This is a genomic window from Paenibacillus pinistramenti, assembly GCF_005869875.1.
In the GTDB taxonomy this organism is placed as follows: Bacteria; Bacillota; Bacilli; order Paenibacillales; family Paenibacillaceae; genus Fontibacillus; species Fontibacillus pinistramenti.
Map to the genome: position 1 here is coordinate 77,061 of NZ_VAWG01000013.1, position 19,080 is coordinate 96,140.

The following is a 19,080-nucleotide window of genomic DNA, read 5'->3' on the forward strand; positions in this document are numbered from 1 at the left end:
GAAAGGAGAGATCGGCTTGAAGAAAGGAAAAGCTTCCAAACCCCGTTTAGGGAAAACGACGGATTCCGGCTACCGGGCCTCTTTTAATGAGCTGGAGCTGATTGATAAGGTGAAGGTCAAAACAAGGGAACAGCGGCAGGTTGTGCTGCACCAGAGCGAAACTCCGGTGCTTGAAGTACCGGAGCAGCTAGCGGAACAGCTGCCGGAGCATCTGCCGGAGGAGACGGCGGAGTCCTCCGCTGAACCTTTTTCATCAAATCCGGAAGAAGATTCGGCAGAGAAGGAGCCTTTGGAGACGCCGCCCGGCTTGGCCGACATACGGGATGAACGCCAAACGGAAGCCGAACAGAAGATTAAAGAACAGCGGAAAATTGCAAAAGGCTCCGCCTTTATTTACGGAGATGACATTGCGGATTTCTCCATTACCAGAGATAAAATTGCGCCATACGCTATTGATTCAAGCAGACTGAAGCAAAATGTGATTGATACGGCATGGATTGCCGATTTTGCAGTGACCTCCATCAAGCTGGAGGACGGAGCTGTCACTTCGCCCAAAGTGGCTAAAGGCACGCTGACCGGCGACCATTTTTTGGAAGGCTCTGTGCAGGGAAGCAAGCTGGCAAACGGTTCAATTGACGGCTCTAAAATCCAGGACGGTTCTGTCACTCCTGAAAAATTGGCTGCCAAATCGATCAGCTCCGACCACTTGGCAGATGGTGTGATTGAGAACCGGCATCTCAGCAGTGCCATTATCTCGGCGGAAATGCTGCAGGAGCAATCAGTTGACGGGTCCAAAATCTGCAGCGGCTCCATTTCGGCTGTTCATCTCATGAACGGTTCCGTCGATACCTCCAAAATTGGAGATCAGATGGTCACAACCTCCAAAATCCGGGATGAGGCTGTAACTGCGGATAAAATCAGTGAGGGTGCCATTACAGGGGACCATCTCACAGCAGGCTCGATTTCAGCCAAACATCTGCAGCCTGCAATTATTACGAAAGAGCTGATGGCTAATCGAAGCGTAGGCTCCGGCCAGCTGGAGGAAAATGTAGTTGATTCCCAGCATCTTAAAGAATCAGCTATTTTATCCCGGCACCTTACAGAAGGGTCTGTGGAAGGCCGTCATATTCAAGAGTCGGGAATTGGGGAGCAGCACATCGGGACAGGGGAAATCAGCTCGCGCCATCTGGCGGACCACAGCATTTTGCAGACGAAACTGGCGGAGCATTCTGTAGGCACACTCCAGCTCGTCGACCAAGCGGTTACTTCCTCTAAAATTGCCGATCAGAGTATTTTGGCGGTCAAACTGGGCGATGAAGCCGTTATGAAGAGACATATATCGAAATCAGCCGTGCAGAGCAGCCATCTGGCGGAGCTGTCGGTTGCTTCGCAGCATCTCCAGCCGGACAGCGTATTAGGCAAACACCTTAGTACAGCTGCGGTGAGCGAAAGAAATTTGCAGCCGGGCTCGGTTAAAGGGCAAATTATTGCGGAGAACGCTGTTCAGCATACCCATATCGCCAAGGCGGCTGTAGGAAAAAATCAACTTCAGGCCGGAAGTGTTACTGAGGACAAAATTGCAGACGGGGCGATTTCAGCACGCAAGCTGGCTCCGGAAAGCGTGGAAAGCGCAGCACTTTCTGAATTTAGTGTAACAGATTATCATTTGGCTCCGAATGCGATCCATGATTATCATCTTGCGCCAGGTGCGGTTGATTCTGCTGCCATCCGTTCCGGGGCGGTAAATGCCGACCACATTAAATCCGGGGCCGTTTCGGCGGTTCATATGGGCAAAGGGAGCGTAGGACCAGAAGCGATTCAGGACCGCTCGGTGTCGTTCCGTTCCATCCAAAATGAAGCCGTTCAGAGCAGCCATATCGGCAAGCAGCAAATTTCCTCCTATCACCTGCAGGATTACGCCATAACCTCCCTTAAGCTGTCGCCGGAAAGTGTCTCCACAGACAAAATCGGTGAAGCTGCCGTTACCGAAGGCAAAATCGCAGATAAAACGATTGTTGCGCGTCATATGGGATTAAATGCGGTAGAGGGCAGTCACATTCAGGAAAAAGCAATCACGGCCCGCCATCTGAGCAATGGCGCCGTGAAAGGTGAGCATCTCGCGGATAAGTCCATCGCTGCCCGGCACATTGAAGCGTCCTCGGTAACAAGCGAGCACCTCACAGATCAGGCGATCAGCGCCCGCCATTTAAACGAAGGCATCATCGAAGGGGAGCATCTTGCGGAAGGTTCCGTCGGAGCCCGGCACATTGAAGCGTCTGCGATAACCAGCGAGCACATCACGAATCAGGCGATTAGCGCCCGGCATCTGAACGAAGGGATTGTTGAGGGCGAGCATCTGACGGAGGACTCCGTTGGCGCCCGGCATATTGAAGCGTCGGCGATAACAAGCGAGCACATCGCGGACCAGTCGATCAGCGCCCGGCATCTGAACGAAGGCATCGTGGAAGGTGCGCATCTTGCGGATGAGTCTGTCGGCGCCCGGCATATTGAAGCGTCGGCGATAACAAGCGAGCACATCACGAATCAGGCAATCAATGCCCAGCATTTGAACGAAGGGATCATCAAAGGCGAACATCTTGCGGAAGGCTCCGTTGGAGCTCGGCACATTGAAGCGTCCGCGATAACCAGCGAGCATATCACAGATCAGGCAATCAATGCCCGGCATTTGAACGAAGGGATCATCGAAGGTGAGCATCTTATAGATGCATCCGTCACAAGCCGCCATATTGCACCTTCCTCCGTAGTAAGCCGGCACATCTCTGAAAAAGCAATCAGCGCTCGCCATCTGAATGAAGGCATCATCGAAGGCATGCATCTCGCCGAAGAATCGATCGCAGCACGTCATATTGAACCTTTTGCCATCACAAACGAGCACATCACGAATCATGCAATCAGCGCCCGCCACCTGAACGAAGGGATTATCAAGGCTAACCATCTCGCAGATGGTTCCGTGTCCTCCAGCCACATCGAGCCGTCCGCCGTAACAAGCAAGCACCTAACTAACCAGGCGATCAGTGCCCGTCACTTAAACGAAGGCATCATCGAAGGCACTCATCTCGCCGAAGGCTCCGTCGCCGGTTACCACATCCAAGCGTCCTCCGTCACCAGCGATCACATCACAAATCAAGCAATCAGCGCCCGCCACCTGAACGAAGGCATCATCGAAAGCGCACATCTGGCTGAAGGTTCCATCGCCGCTCACCACATCCAAGCGTCCTCCGTCACCAGCGAGCACATCACAAATCAAGCGATCAACGCCCGCCACCTGAACGAAGGCATCATCGAAAGCGCACATCTGGCTGAAGGCTCCGTGACAGCTCATCACATCCAAACGTCCGCCGTCACCAGCGATCACATCACAGACCAAGCAATCAGCGCTCGGCACCTGAACGAAGGCATCATCGAAGGCGCCCATCTCGCTGAAGGTTCCATCGCCGGTCACCACATCCAAGAGTCCGCCGTTACCAGCGAGCACCTTACGGATCAGTCCATCACAGCTCGGCACCTGAACGAAGGCATCATCGAAAGCGCACATCTGGCTGAAGGCTCCGTGACAGCTCATCACATCCAAGAGTCCGCCGTCACCAGCGAGCACATCACGAATCAAGCAATCAGCGCCCGCCACCTGAACGAAGGCATCATAGAAGGCGCCCATCTCGCTGAAGGTTCCATCGCCGCTCACCACATCCAAGCGTCCTCCGTCACCAGCGATCACCTTACGGATCAGTCCATAACAGCCCGCCACTTGAACGAAGGCATCATCGAAAGCGCACATCTGGCTGAAGGCTCCGTCGCCGCTCATCACATCCAAACGTCCGCCGTCACCAGCGAGCACATCACAGACCAAGCAATCAGCGCCCGCCACCTGAACGAAGGCAGCGTCCGGGGCGAGCATCTCGCAGGCGGAGCGGTCAACGCTTCCCACATTGGCAGTGCAAGTATTCAGAACAACCATATCGCATTTGAAGCTGTAGGCTCGCTGCAGCTAAAAATGGGTGCAGTTGGAATACTGCATGTTTCTGAGCAGCTGCGTTCCGAGGGCCTGGTGCCAAGCCAAGGCATTAGCGGCAGCCAAATCAAGGACCAGTCTATTGATTCGCGCCACCTGAAGAAGGATACAGTGCAGCTGCAGCATTTGGCCTTTAATCCGGTCCAGAGCCTGCAAGGTGCGGTCATCCAGCAGTTTGGCCAGAAGGAATTCTCTTTTGAAGAAGGGGAGAACACAACCGAGTTTGCCGTCTTTTTTAAACATTTGTTTTCTGATGAGAACTATGTCATCGTAGGAATGAGCAGCTCATCCTGTGTTCAGGTTTCCTTAAAGAACAGGGAATGCGACTACGCTGTGTTTGAAGCTGTTAAGCATAACGGTATGGCGCAAGAAGGCGGCTTTATCACTTGGATTGCCATCGGGGCATGCGGTGAGTAGATAATTCACACAAAGGCAGACACAGGATCAGCAGTCAATGCTGGTGCCTGTGTTTGCCTTGTTTTTTACAGACTGGTCCAAAAAGATTGCGCCTAAACCGGAAATAAGGCAGAATAGAAGAAAGCAACTTACTATAAGTACATATGAAGGAAGTGATCGTACTGAAACCGAAAAAGCAAACCAACACGTACGCGGAGCGGAAAAGAAAAGAGCAAGAACGGCTGGCAAAGGAGAGGAAGAGCCGCCTAATCTTCTTTTCTGTAATTGGGGTAGTGCTTGTTGCCGTAATTGCTGCCCTTATCTTCCGCCCTGATCATACAGTCACAGCGGATTTTGATTACAGTTCAATGCCAGTGCTTGGCGATCCTGATGCTCCTGTAAAGATTGTAGAATACGGGGATTACCAATGCCCGGCATGCCGCAATTTTAGTGTGAACATTAAGCCGGATCTTGTGAAAAATGATATTGATACCGGGAAGGCGGCAATTTATTTTCAAGACCTGATCGTGCTTGATGGCAATGGAATTGAAGATTCTAACCGGTTGGCGCTTGCTGCCCATTCGATCTACCATCAGGATAAGGATTCGTTCTGGAAGTTTAATGAAGCTGTTTACCGGGAGCAGGGGGAAGAGAAGACTGGCTGGGCGACGACGGATTTTATCGTGAATCTGGCTAAGTCTGAAAATCTGTCGATTGATTATGATCTGCTCAGATCGGACATCGAGAACAAAACCTATCAAAGTGAAGTGGATGCAAGCAATGCTCAGGCGGACAAGCTTGGCGTCCAAAGCACGCCGTCTTTCTATATCAACGGCAAGCTCTACAATGGAAACTATACTTCTTCGGATATCCAGCAGGCCATTGAATCGGCAGGCAAAGGGGAATAATAAGGATGGATCAATTCCGCAGTCAATCCTTGTTTAAGGAATATGCGTTGTATATGGCATGGATCGTGGCGATTACTGCAACAGCAGGCAGCTTGTACTTAAGCGAAATTCTGCATTACGAACCGTGCCGTTTATGCTGGTTTCAGCGTATCTTTATGTACCCTCAGGTTATACTGCTTGGAATTGCGGCTTATCGTAATGATCGGAAAATAATTCCTTATGTGCTTCCGCTCTGCATCATCGGCGGCTGCATATCCATTTATCATTACTCGGAGCAGAAAATTCCGGCACTAGCCAAGGTGCTGCCTTGCCAGGTGGGCGTTCCCTGCAGCACCTCTTATATTAATTTTTGGGGTTTTATCACAATTCCTTTATTGGCGTTAATTGCTTTTATCTTAATCAGCCTATTTCTCTGGCTGGGCAGAGCAGGCACGTCTCATGCGGAAGAGGAGCTTGAGGCCGGAGATTCCTCGGCTGCCAGCCGCAGGTAAGGCCAGCCGTTAACCGTTCTCTGCTGCCGCAGAGAACGGTTAATTTATTCCAGACCAAACTTATGAATCTGATCCCATAATCCTTCTTTAGCCAAAATCTCTTTCTGCCTGGAGCCTATGAGGTCAAAATGGGGAAACGGCTGGCGGCGGTGGATGTATCGCGGATTTAGTCCATGGTCTGTGCACCATTGCTCCAGCTTTCTCAAGTCACTGCAGCCAACCTTGGTCACAGTCTTGGCATTCGGAAAACGGTCATCCAGCCAGTAGTGAGTCAGAAAGGCGATTTCACCGGCGGCGACGCGCTGCTTCCAAACGGTCAATTGTGTTCGATCAATACCGAAAGCCATACTCCTCATCCTGTCTTAGCGGTTAAACTCCGCCGTGTAGTCGTTCTCATTATAACAATTAAAGCTTCTAAGTAAACGTTAAAACGGGCAGACTGGATTAGAAATGAAACTTTTGGGTTATAAATCCGTATGTAAAGTGGGGGTGTACACAATGAGCAGACATAAACCTTATTTGCTGATAATTTTTGTACTGATGCTAACTTTAGCTTTAACGGCTTGCGGCAGCAATTCGCCGGAGGCAAACGATACGCAGCCTGCAGCAAGCGGCTTGGAGAACGTCTCTCAGTCCGTTGAACCTTCGGCTTCTGCTTCATCAGATGAAGCGGACGGAGTACTGAAAGGAACGGGCAAATATGTTGGCCTTGGAGATACGTCCTCCATTGAGATTGAAATGGATGGACAGCCGGTCGTTTTTCAATTAGGTACAGTCGATGAATCGGTAATTAACAGCTTGAATTCCGGGGATCAAGTAACCTTCCAATATAAGGAGCAGGAGGTGGAAGGCGATCCCGGCGTTAAACTGCGGACTTTAATTCAGCTCCAGCAGGGCGCAGGACAGAGCGGTTCCGAAGGTGCAGCTGAAGCGCTGCCTGAAACCAAAGATTTGAGCGTTACCCTTGAAGGAAATACAGAAGAACGCTCAGCCAAGCTGGTTCAGACGGATGACTACGCCTTATACCTTCCGGACGGATTCTCCTTCGATAAGGAGAACAACAAGCTGTATCTGACCGCTTATCCCGAGTATTTTGCTACCATTTACAAGCTGCCTTCCGATTATAATATGGACTATTTGAAGCTGGAGGCTGATCAGGAAATGTCGGATAACGGGCGGGTAAAAGAGATTACTGGAGACGACGTTGCCGAGCCGATGCGGGATGCCAAGCTTGTCGAAATTGTCAATGGTCCCGTCAGGGTCAAGCAATACATTGTTAAAGAGCTCGACGGCCAGGATTATGTACTGCGGCTGGAGATTCCAAACGGAGAGCCTTCAGAAGGCTTCCAGCCCCTTGCCTATGCCGCTCTCAATTCTTTGATCAACAAGAAGTAAAGAAGTAAGAAGCATGGCCTGCAGAACAACTTATAAGATCACTAATAAGATTTCTAATAAGATTTCTAATAAGATTTCTAAGTCAAAACCATCTTACCCGGCAAACTGCCGCTGTAAGGTGGTTTTTCTAACGGAAAGGCAATTTAAAAGTAAACTTAGTCAAAGGATACAGCCACTTCACGCCGCTGGCCGTCAGCGTATCAGCAAGCAGGTGGGAGGCATAACCGGCTCCGGCTGTCAATGCCAGCCCTTCAACCCCCAGCTGCATCTCCATACCCCGGCTTAATAGATACCAGATCCACAGCGCCCAGACCGTATGGGTTAAACCACGATGCTTCAGCCACGGTGCAATCGCAATAAAGAGACCGAAGCCCGATACCCAAAGCATTCCCCAGGTGAAGCCTGCACAGGAAAGACCAATGCCGATCAGGCTCACAAGGGCGTTTCGAATGAACCCTTCTTTCACAATCAAAGCAGGAAATAAAGAGAACAGGGCAGCAACGAACAGCTCTACGCGAACAAGATGATATTTGAGATACAGGAAAGCCACCAGCAGGCTTAACAGAACTGCCAGTGTGATCATAGAACGATAAAGTGCTTTGGAGACTTTGCTTATGCGCGAGCTCAGCATGCTGGGGCCGTCTAAATCAGGCACAAGCGACGAAACGGCCGCAGAGGTGATGTAGAAGACGGAATCCGTCAATTCGAACGAATGGTACCCTGCTGCCGCGGCACCAATGGCGCAGCCGATGGCCAGGTGGGTAGAACCTTTCATAACTCCTCCTTCTGACTGACTTCCTGATGTTGGAAGAACATATGTTTGCTTTAACATTATAACCGTCAGCGGACGCATGGGCAAGAGCAGCCATAGGCTGCGGAGAGATTAATTTTTTTTAATTGGCTTACCATTAATTTTAGAATTGCAATATAAATAATTACATATTACAATGGAGTTGTGAAAAATTTCTGAAATTTTCATTTGTAAATTTACACAAGAGGTGAGTATAATGACAACATTAGCAAAAGTACGGTATTTGAAAGCAGCATTGCCTAAAGAGCATCATTCAGTAACTTATTTTGTTGAGCATGCTTTGGAATCCATTGACGCTCTGGTTGAACAGCAGCGAAAGTATAATGCAGCACAGGCAATCTATGGCGAGAGAATCGTCGGGTCAGAGGTGCGCGTATTTAATGAGACGGTTGCGCAAATTAAAGCGACTCTGCTCCGCACGCTGGAGAAGACTGCCGAAGACATGTCCCACAAAGGGGATAAGAACTGGCAGGCCCACTACAGAGACGGCGTAGAATAAATTCTGCCGGTATTTCTTACGGATTTCGACGGTCTTTGACCGGCGTTATTCTTCAGAATCTGTCGGCATTTTTATTGGCGGTGATTGGACTTGATCCCTTTTATAAAATGGTAAGGCGGTTTCCGGCAGCATAGCTGAGGAGCCGCCTTTTTTCATGCACAGCCTGCTGTCCCAAAACGGCATATTTTCAAAGATTTTTAGAAGTTATGCAGGTTTTCAGAAGGAATTGTTGCAGAATCGGTGAATATATCAAAAAAAGATGTTGACTAACCTGCCACTGCTAAGTATTATTACTGATATAAGTAGATTTTCCTAAATTTTGGATGTTGATTCTTGGCAGTTATTGAAGGGGGGGTTACTTGAAGCCTGCAGCCACGATACGCACAGAACTTGAACACTATCTAAAAATTACTGGAAAGTCTATTCATTTTTTTGCGGAAATTTCCGGTGTAAATGCCGGGACCTTAAGCGCCATTATCAATGGTAATCGTCCGATCGCCATGGGGCAGCTGGATAGAATTACTGCTGGAATGGGACTTGGGGAAGGTTATTTTTACGAATTGTATGTAGATGAATGTTTTGTGCATGCTGCTCCAAATTGGCGGAGGCTGAAGCCATTTCTCTATCGCTGCGCGGAATTGGACAAACTGGACTGCATCAGGCAGACCGTGCGGCAGATGACGGATAACCTGTCTTATCTTCCTGCGATTTTTGAAACGGCTGAAGAGTTCTTTCGGCAGGGGAAGAGGAAAGCAGCAGAAATTCTGTACAAGGTTGTCGCAGAGAGCGAGAAATACCAGCACTCTGAACGCCTGGCTCTTGCCCAGTACCGCTTGTTCTCGATTACAATTGGACAAGATCAGCAGATGAATCACCGGATCGCCGTTCAATTTGAGCCTTACGTGGACCGCTTGACGGAGGAACAGCAGCTGGATGCTCTTAAAGATCTGGCGAATGTATATGCTTCCTTGCGGAACTGGAACAAGGTAAATGATTTGGCAACTGAGCTTGGGTACCGGGCAGCAATACAATACGACCATATTTATGACAATAAGAAATTTGCCGAACAGCCCGTCGGTACGGAATATCCTTTATTTCTCTACATTCTCTACGCTTATTTGCTGCAGTCTGCTGCTTGCGAAGAACGCGGTGAATATGTTGAGGCCATGCGTTTCGTTTCTTTATACAGCGACATGAGCTGGGTTAAGGAATCGGACGAGCAGTCTTTGAGGATTATGGAGCAGTACCGGGGACTGGCTAAAGTCAACACCTATTTGTACGAACTAATGATGGGCAATATTACGGTTTTAAAGGATTATGTCGAATACATCTTATCCAGAGAAGAAGAAATTCTCCCTGCTCTAGTCAAAATTGTCGAAGCAGCCAACCGGTTTGATATGAATGTAGACGACACCCTGGCCTTATTTGAAAAACATATTGAATCCTATAGCGATATCAATCAGGCTCTGGGAAGCTACACTCAGCAAATGGTAGCTGACCGGTACATGAATTTGATGACGGAGCTTGCCTATTATTATCTGTACAACAAGAGGTACGACAAAGGAATGGAATGCATTCTGAACAGCTTGTCCTCAGCAGTGTTAATTCGCAGTGACGCAGGCATTATTAAATGTGCCGGATTGTTCGAGCAATTTAGGGATTATGCAACTGTTCAAGCAGAAGAAACCTATAAATCACTTATAATAAAAGGAGCGAATTATAATGAAAAGAAAATTGGCTGTTCTGTTGTTCTCCGTTAGCACTGCTGCAGTTCTGACTCTTACTACAGTGGTAACTCCTTTGACTCACGGTGTAGGCGCATTTTAATTGACAGATTGCAATAGATGAAAGAGCAGGAGAAGCGTTCCTTAAACTAAGGGACGCTTCTTCGTTTGTATTGAAATTAATTCTGACATTAATTCTTAAATTAATTTTGAAATTAATTCGATTATGCACAAACTTGAATTCACTAGATTTTGGCAATACATCCTAAAATAGACCAACGGAGGTGAATACAATGAACAAGCCAACTATTATCCAATATAGAATAGAGAAGGCTCGTTTAAGGCTGAACAAAATGGAGAAGCGCTATAGTCTGACAGATTCTAAAGTTATTAAACTGTCAATGTACCTGGATGAACTGATTAACGAATATATGCAGCTGTCGCTGGGCAAATGCAGGAACTGAAATGGCAATTCTTTAGGACGGCCGGCCGATTAGGGATGAGTGGCTGCTTCATGTATAATGGGTAAGAGTATATATGAAGGCAATTCTCTTTACTTGAGGTGCGGCAGCATGAGAAGATCGAAAGTTAAAACAACAGTGGATACAGCGTTGATTGTATCGGCAGCGGGCGTTTTGGCCTCTTTTCCCTTCCGGGAGCATGTGCTCGGAGGTATTTTGTTCTCAGGTTTTAACGCTGCAACAATAGGCGGGCTTGCGGATTCTTTTGCCGTAGGGGCTTTATTTGGCAATCCGTTAAAGATCAAATGGCCGGCGTTTATGGGAACGAGAGTCATTGAACGGAACCGCTCCAGACTGATAAATGAACTGGGTGATATGGTCCAGCATGAGTTGCTTACAACAGCCAATATTCAACAGCGGCTTGAACAATACAGTATCTCTGCGATCTTGATCGGTTATTTGAAAGAGCGCGGAGGACAACAGCATATAACAGAAATTGCGCAGCGGCTGGCGGAAGAATTAGCTTCCAGGACGGACGAGCATGAACTGGGAGAGGGTCTGCGGAAAATGATATTCCGTGATGCCGGAATTTTCCGGCTGGCGGACCTGTTCGCCGATCTTGGGGAGTGGATGATCCGAAGCGGATATGATGAACCTATTCTTCATTTTCTGCTTGATGAGCTGGTTCGGATTGTCAATACGGAGCGCTTTCGGCTGGTTATCCAGAAGCTTGCCCGATCCGCTTTGGATTCTTATGAACACGGCAAATTCCGCCGGCAGTTTGTGAATCAGGCCGCAGGGCTGGAGCCGGAGCAGGTCAGCGGGAAGATTCAGGCGAAAATCGCGGACTTTTTAACAGACATGAAGTCTCCTTCCCATCCGGAACGTGCAAAATTAAAGGCCAAGCTGCAGCAGTACATATCCAATCTCAGATCGGATCCTGACTGGAGAGCCGCCCTTGAGAAGAGTGAAGCTAAGCTTCTTAAGATAGGAGAAGAACACATTCGTCTGGACCGGCTCATTCGTGAGGAACTGGATGCGTTGCTGCGTCCTTCTCTTGGCTCTGATGAAGCACCAAACCAAGCAGCTTCGGTGCTGCAAGGCTGGATAGGGCGAAAGGTCGGCCAGGGCATCTCCAAATTGGAATCTGATTCTGAATTGCAGAAGACCATCGACCATAAGGTCAAAGGTTATTTGCTGCAATGGGTTGAGCAAAGGCACAGCCTTATTGCCAAAGTAGTTACAGACAAACTAAATACATATTCTGAAGAGGAATTAATTGAGATGGTCCGGGATAAGGCCGGCAGAGATCTCCAGTATATCCGGCTGAACGGTCTGGCGATTGGCGGCGTGATCGGCGTATTGCTTTATTTGGTCTCTTTTTTAACGGGAGGAGTGTTCCGGTGAAAATGAGAAGAAGAGCAAATATCAGCCTGCTTCTGCTGGCCCTATTATTCGCTGCTGCACTGATCTGCGCCCACTTCTATCCTGGGCAGTGGTGGCCTCAGCTGCTGCTGTATTGCGCGGAAGCAGGGCTTGTTGGCGCACTGGCGGATTTGTTTGCGATTACGGCCTTGTTCAGGCATCCTCTTGGATTGAAGATGCTGCCTCACACAGCGATCATTCCTAGAAATCGTGACAAACTGGTTGACGGTGTTGTGATTATGGTAGAAGAGCAGCTGCTGAGCAAAAAGGTGTTGAAGGAGAAAGTACAGCAGTATCATTTGGTTGATATGGCTGTTAAACTGGTGGAACGCAGCGGGGAGTCATCCAAGCTGGGGGAGCAGGTCTGGAATCTGGTTCTGTCCCTGGCCAGACAAATGAATCTGGAAGAGCTTTCGTTGAAGCTCGATAAGCAGCTGAGAAACAGTCTGCAGCATGCTGATTTGTCGCCCTATGCGGGGCGGGGGCTGCGCTGGCTGCTGGACAATACGCAATTTCAAAGCCTGCTTACCCAGCTCGTGGAGCTGGCAGCCGGCCGGCTATCTAACGAAGAACAGACCAAACAGCAGATCAAGGATATGCTGAACAAAGAGAAAGAGCAGGTGCTGAATACAGGAGGCGCTTTTGCCAGATGGTTCAAGAAAAGTCTGTTCGAAATCGCGCAGTCCTCGGACGCTTTTAACCTTGATGATGCGGCACAGGTGCTGTATGATGATCTGCAGCGATTTATGGCGGGCCTGAAGGACCCTGAGCACGAGCTGCGCAAGCTCACGACAGAAATGCTGTATAAGCTGGCCTCCGAGCTGGAGGAACGCGAAGATCTGTCAGCTGTACTGAATACCTGGAAGAATGAGCTGCTCCAGAAGGTCTCCTTGCTGCCGTCCATTCAAGCTTTGTTAACTCATATCAGAGAACAGCTCTTGAACCAGAAACCGGAAGAGCATGTACAGGGGATTACAAGTCTTCAGATTAAAGAGTTTGTAATCGGGTTTGTTCAGAGCTATTGGGATTGGTTCAGGCAAGACCGTGAAATCAAGGACTGGCTGGAAGGCTATGTGCAGCCGTTTGTGCACAATCTGATTGAAACGGAGCATTCGCTTGTAGGCCAAATCGTGCGAACGACTTTAAATACATTCACAGAAGAACGATTGGCGGAATTTGTAGAGAGCAAAGTAGAAACGGATCTGCAGCGAATCCGGCTGAACGGCGCTTTGGTGGGCGCTGCTCTGGGAGCGGCTTTTTATATCCTGCTTTATGGAGTGTATCAACCGCTGCTGCACTGGTTCGGTGCCTGACAGGAGAGGGGAAATAGCAGCATGACATTAGTTAAAGATTTAGCCAGCGGGGATGAATTTACGGGATTTTATCTTATTAAGGAACTCGAAATCAAACAGACCAACGCAACGCCCCCCAAAGACTATTTGGATCTGGTGCTGTGCGATGCAACAGGGCAGCTGCCGGCCAAGCTTTGGGACGCCTCACAAGCGGACAAAGAGACTTTTTTCCCCATGGGGCTCGTCAAGGTCAGAGGGCTTGTGCAGACCTACCGGGAGCGGCTGCAGATCAAGATTATGCAGATTCGCCCTGCGTCTGATGCGGATGGAGTCAATTTAACCGATTTTATCCGCTCGGCTCCGATCCGCCCCGTGGATCTGGTGCATACGATCAAGCAGGCAGCCTCCAGCATTCAGGATGACGAGATCCGGTCGATCGTTTCTTTCTGTGTGGGGAAAGTGGAAGAGAGGCTGATGCATTACCCGGCGGCGAAAACTCATCACCATGCCTATTTTGCAGGATTGGCTTACCATATGGTCCGGATGCTGGAGATCGGGGAGTTTCTGTGCAGACAGCGCCCTTTTCTAAATCCGGATTTCATTAAGTCGGGCATTATTCTGCATGACATCGCTAAGCCTGAGGAGATGATCGCCCAGCTGGGCATCGTGTCGGATTACAGCGTCAAAGGGAAGCTTGTCGGGCATATTTCCATGGCCTCCAACTGGATTACGGAAGCCGCGGTCCGGCTGGATATTGATCTGGACTCGGAGAAAGTGATCGCGCTGCAGCATCTGGTGCTGTCGCATCACAATTTAGGGGAATGGGGCAGCCCGGTTCAGCCGCAAATTCCGGAGGCGGTCGCACTGCATCATATTGATGCGCTGGATGCGAAGCTTCAAATGGTGGAGGATGCGCTTGATACGACGCCGGAGCATGAGCCCTGGACGCCGTTTATCCGCGGTTTGGAGAACAAAGCGGTGTACCGCGTAAAAATTTGACGTTTAGACGTGTATAAGTTAATACGAAGCTAAAACAGCACCCGAGGTGTAAGGACCGTTTGTCCTGAACCGCCGGGTGCTTTTTGGTATCTTTATCTCCACTATTCGCACGGTTTGCAGCCGGGCTCATGCTACGTAATCTGACAAGGAGATCAGCCCGGTAATTGTTATGACATTCAGAATGGTCGAAACCAAAATCGTTTGGGCGGCGAAATCCGGTTCATTTTGATACTCTTCAGCGAGAATGGAGGTGTTCACGCCAACGGGCATCCCCGATGCGATCAGCAGCGCTTGAGCCGGAATGCCCTTAAGATCAAGCAGGAGAATTAGCAAGAAGCCGACAGCCGGCGCAAACAGCAGGCGCAGCCCCACGCTCAGGTAAACATCAATCCGTTCCAGCCGAAGCGGGTATTTAACAATTTGCGCGCCAAGCGTCAGCAGGGCTACAGCCACCATAGACTTATCTCCATACAGCAGAGGCTGATAAATAAAATCCGGGACAGGCAGGTCAAGCAGATGCCAGATCAAACCAAGCACAAGCGCGTAAGGGACAGGCATTTTGAGGAACCCTTTAATCGCTTCCCGGTACAATCCGTTGCTCTTGGCGCCCTGGATGGAAATAACGCCGTAGGTAAAGGTCAGCAGGCTTTGGAAGGCCATGATGAGCGCTTGAACAGACCCTGCCATCGGATCGCCCCTGAAGGCCAGATTGTTGACCGGCAGACCATAGTTCCCCGAGTTATCTAAGATAAGACTGTTCACGAAGGCCGCCTTCATGCCTCTTGAAAATTTGCGCTGGCGCGAAACCAGGCTCCCTGCCAAATACAGAATCAGCACATAAAGGGAATAAAATAAAGCGACGCTGCCGAGCAGCGAAGGCGACATCTCCGATTCATACATGCTGATAAACACGGCAGCAGGAGTAATGAAATAAAAGTTGATCTTGGTCAAAGTGTACAGGTCAAGCCTAAAAATGTACTGCATGATCGAACCGATTCCGATCAGTACAAAGATGGGCAGGACCACCTGAAGCAAAATATCGGCAACCATGGGGCTCAATTCATCTCTTTTCTGAAAAAGGTTCTTGTTTACAAGGCTTTGTCATTATATCACGCTAATCAGGTGATGCGGCTTAACAAAATTAAAATTTTATCCAAAATTCAACTTGAAATCGCTACCAAAGCAGATTATAATGTGGTTGTTGAAACGTTTCGAATTTACAGAAGAGTCGAAAGGATCTTGCCTCGATGTTTTTATGGGGACGATTTACAAAGGGACTATTCGGACCTGATTTCGACTGCTTTTACAGCCTGATTCGATTGATTGGTCTTTGTTTAGCCATTTTACAATCGAAAATAGCGGACATTTTTTTTGAAATTAAATCGAAACGTTTCGAAGAAAGGGCATTCATTTTTTGGTTGATCAGGTTTTTCAAACTAAAAACGGGGTGAAAAGGATGAAGAAAAAAACTTGGGGCACGATGCTTGCTGCAGTATTGACTTTCTCATTGGTATTGGCAGGCTGCGGCTCAAACAATTCCAATTCCGGATCGGGAAGCAGCAAAACGCTGAAGGTCTGGTTTATGGGCACCACAGATACGGTAGAACCGCTTGCCGAAATGTATGAGAAGGAGAACCCGGGGATTAAGGTAGAGGTTCAGGCGATTCCTTGGGATTCTGCCCATGACAAGCTTCTGACAGCCGTTGCTTCGAAAAATGGACCGGACGTTGTCCAAATGGGTACTACTTGGATACCTGAGTTTGCCGCTGCAGGCGCGCTTGCCGATATGGCGCCTTACATCGAGAAATATCCGAATTTGAAAGCAGAGAACTTCTACGACGGTGCCGTGCAGACAGGTCAATTCGACGGTAAGACAGTAGGGATTCCTTGGTACGTAGAGACACGCTCCTTGTTCTACCGCACGGACCTGCTGGGTGAAGTAGGTTATCCGGAAGGGCCTAAAACCTGGGATGAGCTGAAGGACGCCTCACAGCAACTGGTGGCTAAAGGAGGTGCCGGACACTATGGCATTACCATTGACGGCAAAGACCAGATTACGGCTGCAATCTTTGCCTGGCAGAACGGCAGCGATTTTATCGACGACCAGGGCCAGCCGCATTTCAATGAACCTAAATATGTGGAAACGATCAATTACTTGAAGAGCTTCTTTGATGAAAAGCTGACGCCTTCAGGCACGGATCTGGATACCACTACAGCGTTTAAAGACGGAACAATTCCTATGTTCATCAGCGGACCTTGGATGATTCAAACAATTAAAGAGAAAGACCCTGAAATTGACGGCAAATGGACGGTAACGACCCTCCCGGCGAAAGAAAATAACGATTCTTCGATTGGCGGCTCCGATCTCTCGATCTTTAACTACAGCAATAACAAAGACGAAGCAGCCAAGTTTATTTCCTTCTTGTCGGATACGGAAGCTCAGCTGAAGTACTATGAAACGTCGAACTCGCTGCCTGCCCTCAAAACGGCATGGGATGATCAGGCTTTCAGCGATCCGATGATCGCAGCGTTCGGCAAACAGCTTGAAACGGCCCGTCCAGCTCCGCAAATCAAGGAATGGGAAACGATTGCCCAGGCCGTTATCGCATCCTTTGAGCAAATCACGGTCGGCGGTGCAGATACGCAGACCGAGATGGATAAGCTGAACGATAAAGCGAAGGAAATTCTCGGCAAATAAGAAGCAGAGAATTGGCTTGGAAGCACACAGACGGCTCAGTCCGGAGGTGTGGGCACCAGAGGATTTTCCTCGGGGTGTATGATTAGCTGCGCCGGGGCAACGCCGCAAGAAGGAGCGGGTCCCGGCTGTATGCTTTTGCTGCTGCAAAGGCAGTATTCCTTGGGAAGAAACCAAAGGGGTGAAGAGGATGAGGGAATTTGCGAAACAGTGGAACAAAAATAAATATCCATATCTGTTTATAGCTCCGGCCGTGCTGCTGCTTGTTGTATTCTCGATTGTTCCGATTATCATTGCGCTGGTCATCAGTTTTACGAATATGGACCTGATCGGTCTGGCCGACTACTCCAATATCCGCGGGGTCGGTTTTGACAACTATATCAATATTTTTAAAGATCCTGTGTTTCTGAAAGCGTTATTCAACACGCTTATTTATGTGGTTGTCGGGGTACCGCTGGTGGTTATATGCGCGATGGCGGTAGCTCTGCTGCTCAATTACGGCACAAGCTGGCTGTTTAAGACATTCCGTGTTATCTATTACATGCCTTCCATTACGAATATTGTGGCTGTTGCCGTTGTGTGGGGTTATTTATATAACGGCAGTTACGGCCTTTTTAACTATATACTGTCATGGTTCGGTCTCCCGGCGCAGCAGTGGCTGCAGGATCCGGCGCTTGCGAAATATTCCTTGATTCTGCTTGCGCTTTGGAAAGCCATCGGCCTGAACATGATTATTTTCTTGGCGGCCCTGCAGGGGATTCCGCGTTCTTATTATGAAGCAGCCGAAATTGACGGGGCTACGGGCTGGAAGAAGCTGCGTTACATTACGATTCCGCTCCTGAGCTTTGCGACTTTCTTCGTTACGATTACAACGCTGATCGGCTGGATTCAATTCTTCGAAGAACCGTTTGTGATGACAAAAGGCGGACCGCTGAACGCGACCATGTCGCTGGCGCTGTTCATTTACAATAACGGCTTTAAGCTGAGCAATTTCGGTTATGCCGCTTCGGGTTCGTTTGTCCTGTTTGTCATCATTATTCTGGCAACGATCGTGCAGTTTGCGGTGAGAAGGAAAGAAGTCGAGTATTAAGAAGGAGGAGAACCGGCATGGCCGTCAAAAAGATTGAAAAAGGCGTTATGGTAACGCTGCTGATTCTGGGCGGCATTCTGATGATGGTTCCGTTCATCTGGATGCTCGGCTCGTCATTTAAGCCGGAGAATGAATTTACGGTGATTCCGCCGACCATTATTCCGCATCACCCGACCTGGAACAATTACAGCCGGTTGTTTACGGAGATGGATTTCTTCGTGTATTTAAAGAATACACTAATTATTGTGATCTGCTCGTTTGTCGGGCTGTTTCTGAATGCACTCGCCGGTTACGCGTTTGCGAAGTTTCATTTTCCGGGGAAAAATGGATTCTTCTATCTCATTCTCGCTACCATGATGATTCCGGGGCAGGTGACGATGATTCCGACCTACCTGATTATCAACAAAATGGGATTGGTTAATACGATGGCGGGGATTGTACTGCCCGGACTGGTCGGCGCTTTCGGGATCTTCCTGTTCCGCCAGTTTATGGCGACAATTCCGACAGACTTGATTGAAGCCGCCCGGCTAGACGGGTCAGGGGAATTCCGGATTTTCTTCACCTTGATTCTTCCGGTAGTTAAACCTGTGTTTGCGGTTCAAGCGATTCTGACCTTTATCGGTGCGTGGAACAGCTTCCTCTGGCCGCTGATTATTGCCAATGATGAGAAGCTGTATACCTTATCAGTTGGCCTGTCACTGCTCAAAGGGCAGTACGGAACTGAATTCGGCTTGCAGATGGCGGGTGCGGCATTTATGGTTGTACCGATTATTATCATTTTTACTTTCTTCCAGAAGCATATTATTGAAGGATATACGATCTCAGGGATGAAATAAAAGAAGTAGACTATGCAAGGATTGGGAA

Annotated in this window: 16 protein-coding genes; 13 read left to right on the plus strand and 3 right to left on the minus strand. The window is 48.9% G+C overall.

Annotated features, from left to right (window positions below; genetic code table 11):
* Window positions 1-16 precede the first annotated feature (16 nt).
* The 3 genes from FCN15_RS14645 to FCN15_RS14655 all read left to right on the plus strand — a co-directional run bounded on the left by FCN15_RS14645 (window position 17) and on the right by FCN15_RS14655 (window position 5,825).
* Entirely contained in the window at window positions 17-4,447 is a 4,431-nt protein-coding gene (locus tag FCN15_RS14645; RefSeq protein WP_162515370.1) for a WIAG-tail domain, read from the plus strand.
* Window positions 4,448-4,719: 272 nt separating this feature from the next.
* Window positions 4,720-5,334, plus strand: coding sequence for a DsbA family protein (locus FCN15_RS14650; RefSeq protein ID WP_162515371.1), 615 nt, complete (start codon window positions 4,720-4,722; stop codon window positions 5,332-5,334).
* Window positions 5,335-5,339: 5 nt separating this feature from the next.
* Window positions 5,340-5,825, plus strand: coding sequence for a disulfide oxidoreductase (locus FCN15_RS14655; protein WP_138495733.1), 486 nt, complete (start codon window positions 5,340-5,342; stop codon window positions 5,823-5,825).
* 44 nt (window positions 5,826-5,869) lie between these two features.
* Here FCN15_RS14655 and FCN15_RS14660 read toward each other — a convergent pair whose 3' ends face one another.
* The gene (locus FCN15_RS14660) at window positions 5,870-6,172 is read right to left on the minus strand and encodes a hypothetical protein (protein ID WP_138495734.1); all 303 of its coding nucleotides are present in this window, start codon (window positions 6,170-6,172) and stop codon (window positions 5,870-5,872) included.
* Between the two features lie 151 nt (window positions 6,173-6,323).
* On the opposite strand from FCN15_RS14660, the gene FCN15_RS14665 reads away from it, so the two are divergent.
* Window positions 6,324-7,220, plus strand: a complete 897-nt coding sequence (locus FCN15_RS14665) for a hypothetical protein (RefSeq protein ID WP_138495735.1) — start codon at window positions 6,324-6,326, stop codon at window positions 7,218-7,220.
* Window positions 7,221-7,347: 127 nt separating this feature from the next.
* Here the strand turns inward: FCN15_RS14665 and FCN15_RS14670 are convergent, their stop codons facing one another.
* Complete coding sequence (locus FCN15_RS14670) at window positions 7,348-7,995, minus strand: metal-dependent hydrolase (protein WP_138495736.1); 648 nt, start codon at window positions 7,993-7,995, stop codon at window positions 7,348-7,350.
* A gap of 232 nt (window positions 7,996-8,227) precedes the next feature.
* On the opposite strand from FCN15_RS14670, the gene FCN15_RS14675 reads away from it, so the two are divergent.
* The 6 genes from FCN15_RS14675 (at window position 8,228) to FCN15_RS14700 (ending at window position 14,431) form a co-directional block, all read left to right on the plus strand.
* The gene (locus FCN15_RS14675; RefSeq protein ID WP_138495737.1) at window positions 8,228-8,530 is read left to right on the plus strand and encodes a hypothetical protein; all 303 of its coding nucleotides are present in this window, start codon (window positions 8,228-8,230) and stop codon (window positions 8,528-8,530) included.
* A 359-nt stretch (window positions 8,531-8,889) separates the two neighbouring features.
* On the plus strand, window positions 8,890-10,290 hold the full coding sequence (locus tag FCN15_RS14680; protein ID WP_138495738.1) for a transcriptional regulator: 1,401 nt from the start codon (window positions 8,890-8,892) through the stop codon (window positions 10,288-10,290).
* A gap of 257 nt (window positions 10,291-10,547) precedes the next feature.
* Window positions 10,548-10,718, plus strand: a complete 171-nt coding sequence (locus FCN15_RS14685) for an aspartyl-phosphate phosphatase Spo0E family protein (RefSeq protein WP_138495739.1) — start codon at window positions 10,548-10,550, stop codon at window positions 10,716-10,718.
* Window positions 10,719-10,853: 135 nt separating this feature from the next.
* Window positions 10,854-12,122: a DUF445 domain-containing protein gene (locus tag FCN15_RS14690; RefSeq protein ID WP_203232161.1), complete on the plus strand. Its 1,269-nt coding sequence runs from the start codon at window positions 10,854-10,856 to the stop codon at window positions 12,120-12,122.
* Window positions 12,123-12,124: 2 nt separating this feature from the next.
* A complete protein-coding gene (locus FCN15_RS14695; RefSeq protein ID WP_138495741.1) occupies window positions 12,125-13,453 on the plus strand; it encodes a DUF445 domain-containing protein in 1,329 nt (442 codons plus the stop codon).
* Between the two features lie 21 nt (window positions 13,454-13,474).
* A complete protein-coding gene (locus FCN15_RS14700; protein ID WP_138495742.1) occupies window positions 13,475-14,431 on the plus strand; it encodes a 3'-5' exoribonuclease YhaM family protein in 957 nt (318 codons plus the stop codon).
* Window positions 14,432-14,557: 126 nt separating this feature from the next.
* On the opposite strand, the gene FCN15_RS14705 is transcribed toward FCN15_RS14700, so the two are convergent.
* Window positions 14,558-15,481, minus strand: a complete 924-nt coding sequence (locus tag FCN15_RS14705; RefSeq protein ID WP_138495759.1) for an AEC family transporter — start codon at window positions 15,479-15,481, stop codon at window positions 14,558-14,560.
* A 406-nt stretch (window positions 15,482-15,887) separates the two neighbouring features.
* On the opposite strand from FCN15_RS14705, the gene FCN15_RS14710 reads away from it, so the two are divergent.
* From FCN15_RS14710 to FCN15_RS14720, 3 genes are all read left to right on the plus strand, one after another.
* A complete protein-coding gene (locus FCN15_RS14710; protein WP_138495743.1) occupies window positions 15,888-17,129 on the plus strand; it encodes a sugar ABC transporter substrate-binding protein in 1,242 nt (413 codons plus the stop codon).
* Window positions 17,130-17,316: 187 nt separating this feature from the next.
* Window positions 17,317-18,216, plus strand: coding sequence for a carbohydrate ABC transporter permease (locus FCN15_RS14715; protein WP_138495744.1), 900 nt, complete (start codon window positions 17,317-17,319; stop codon window positions 18,214-18,216).
* A 17-nt stretch (window positions 18,217-18,233) separates the two neighbouring features.
* Window positions 18,234-19,052 carry a carbohydrate ABC transporter permease gene (locus FCN15_RS14720; RefSeq protein WP_138495745.1) on the plus strand — a complete coding sequence of 273 codons (819 nt, stop codon included), beginning with the start codon at window positions 18,234-18,236 and terminating at the stop codon, window positions 19,050-19,052.
* Window positions 19,053-19,080 lie beyond the last annotated feature (28 nt).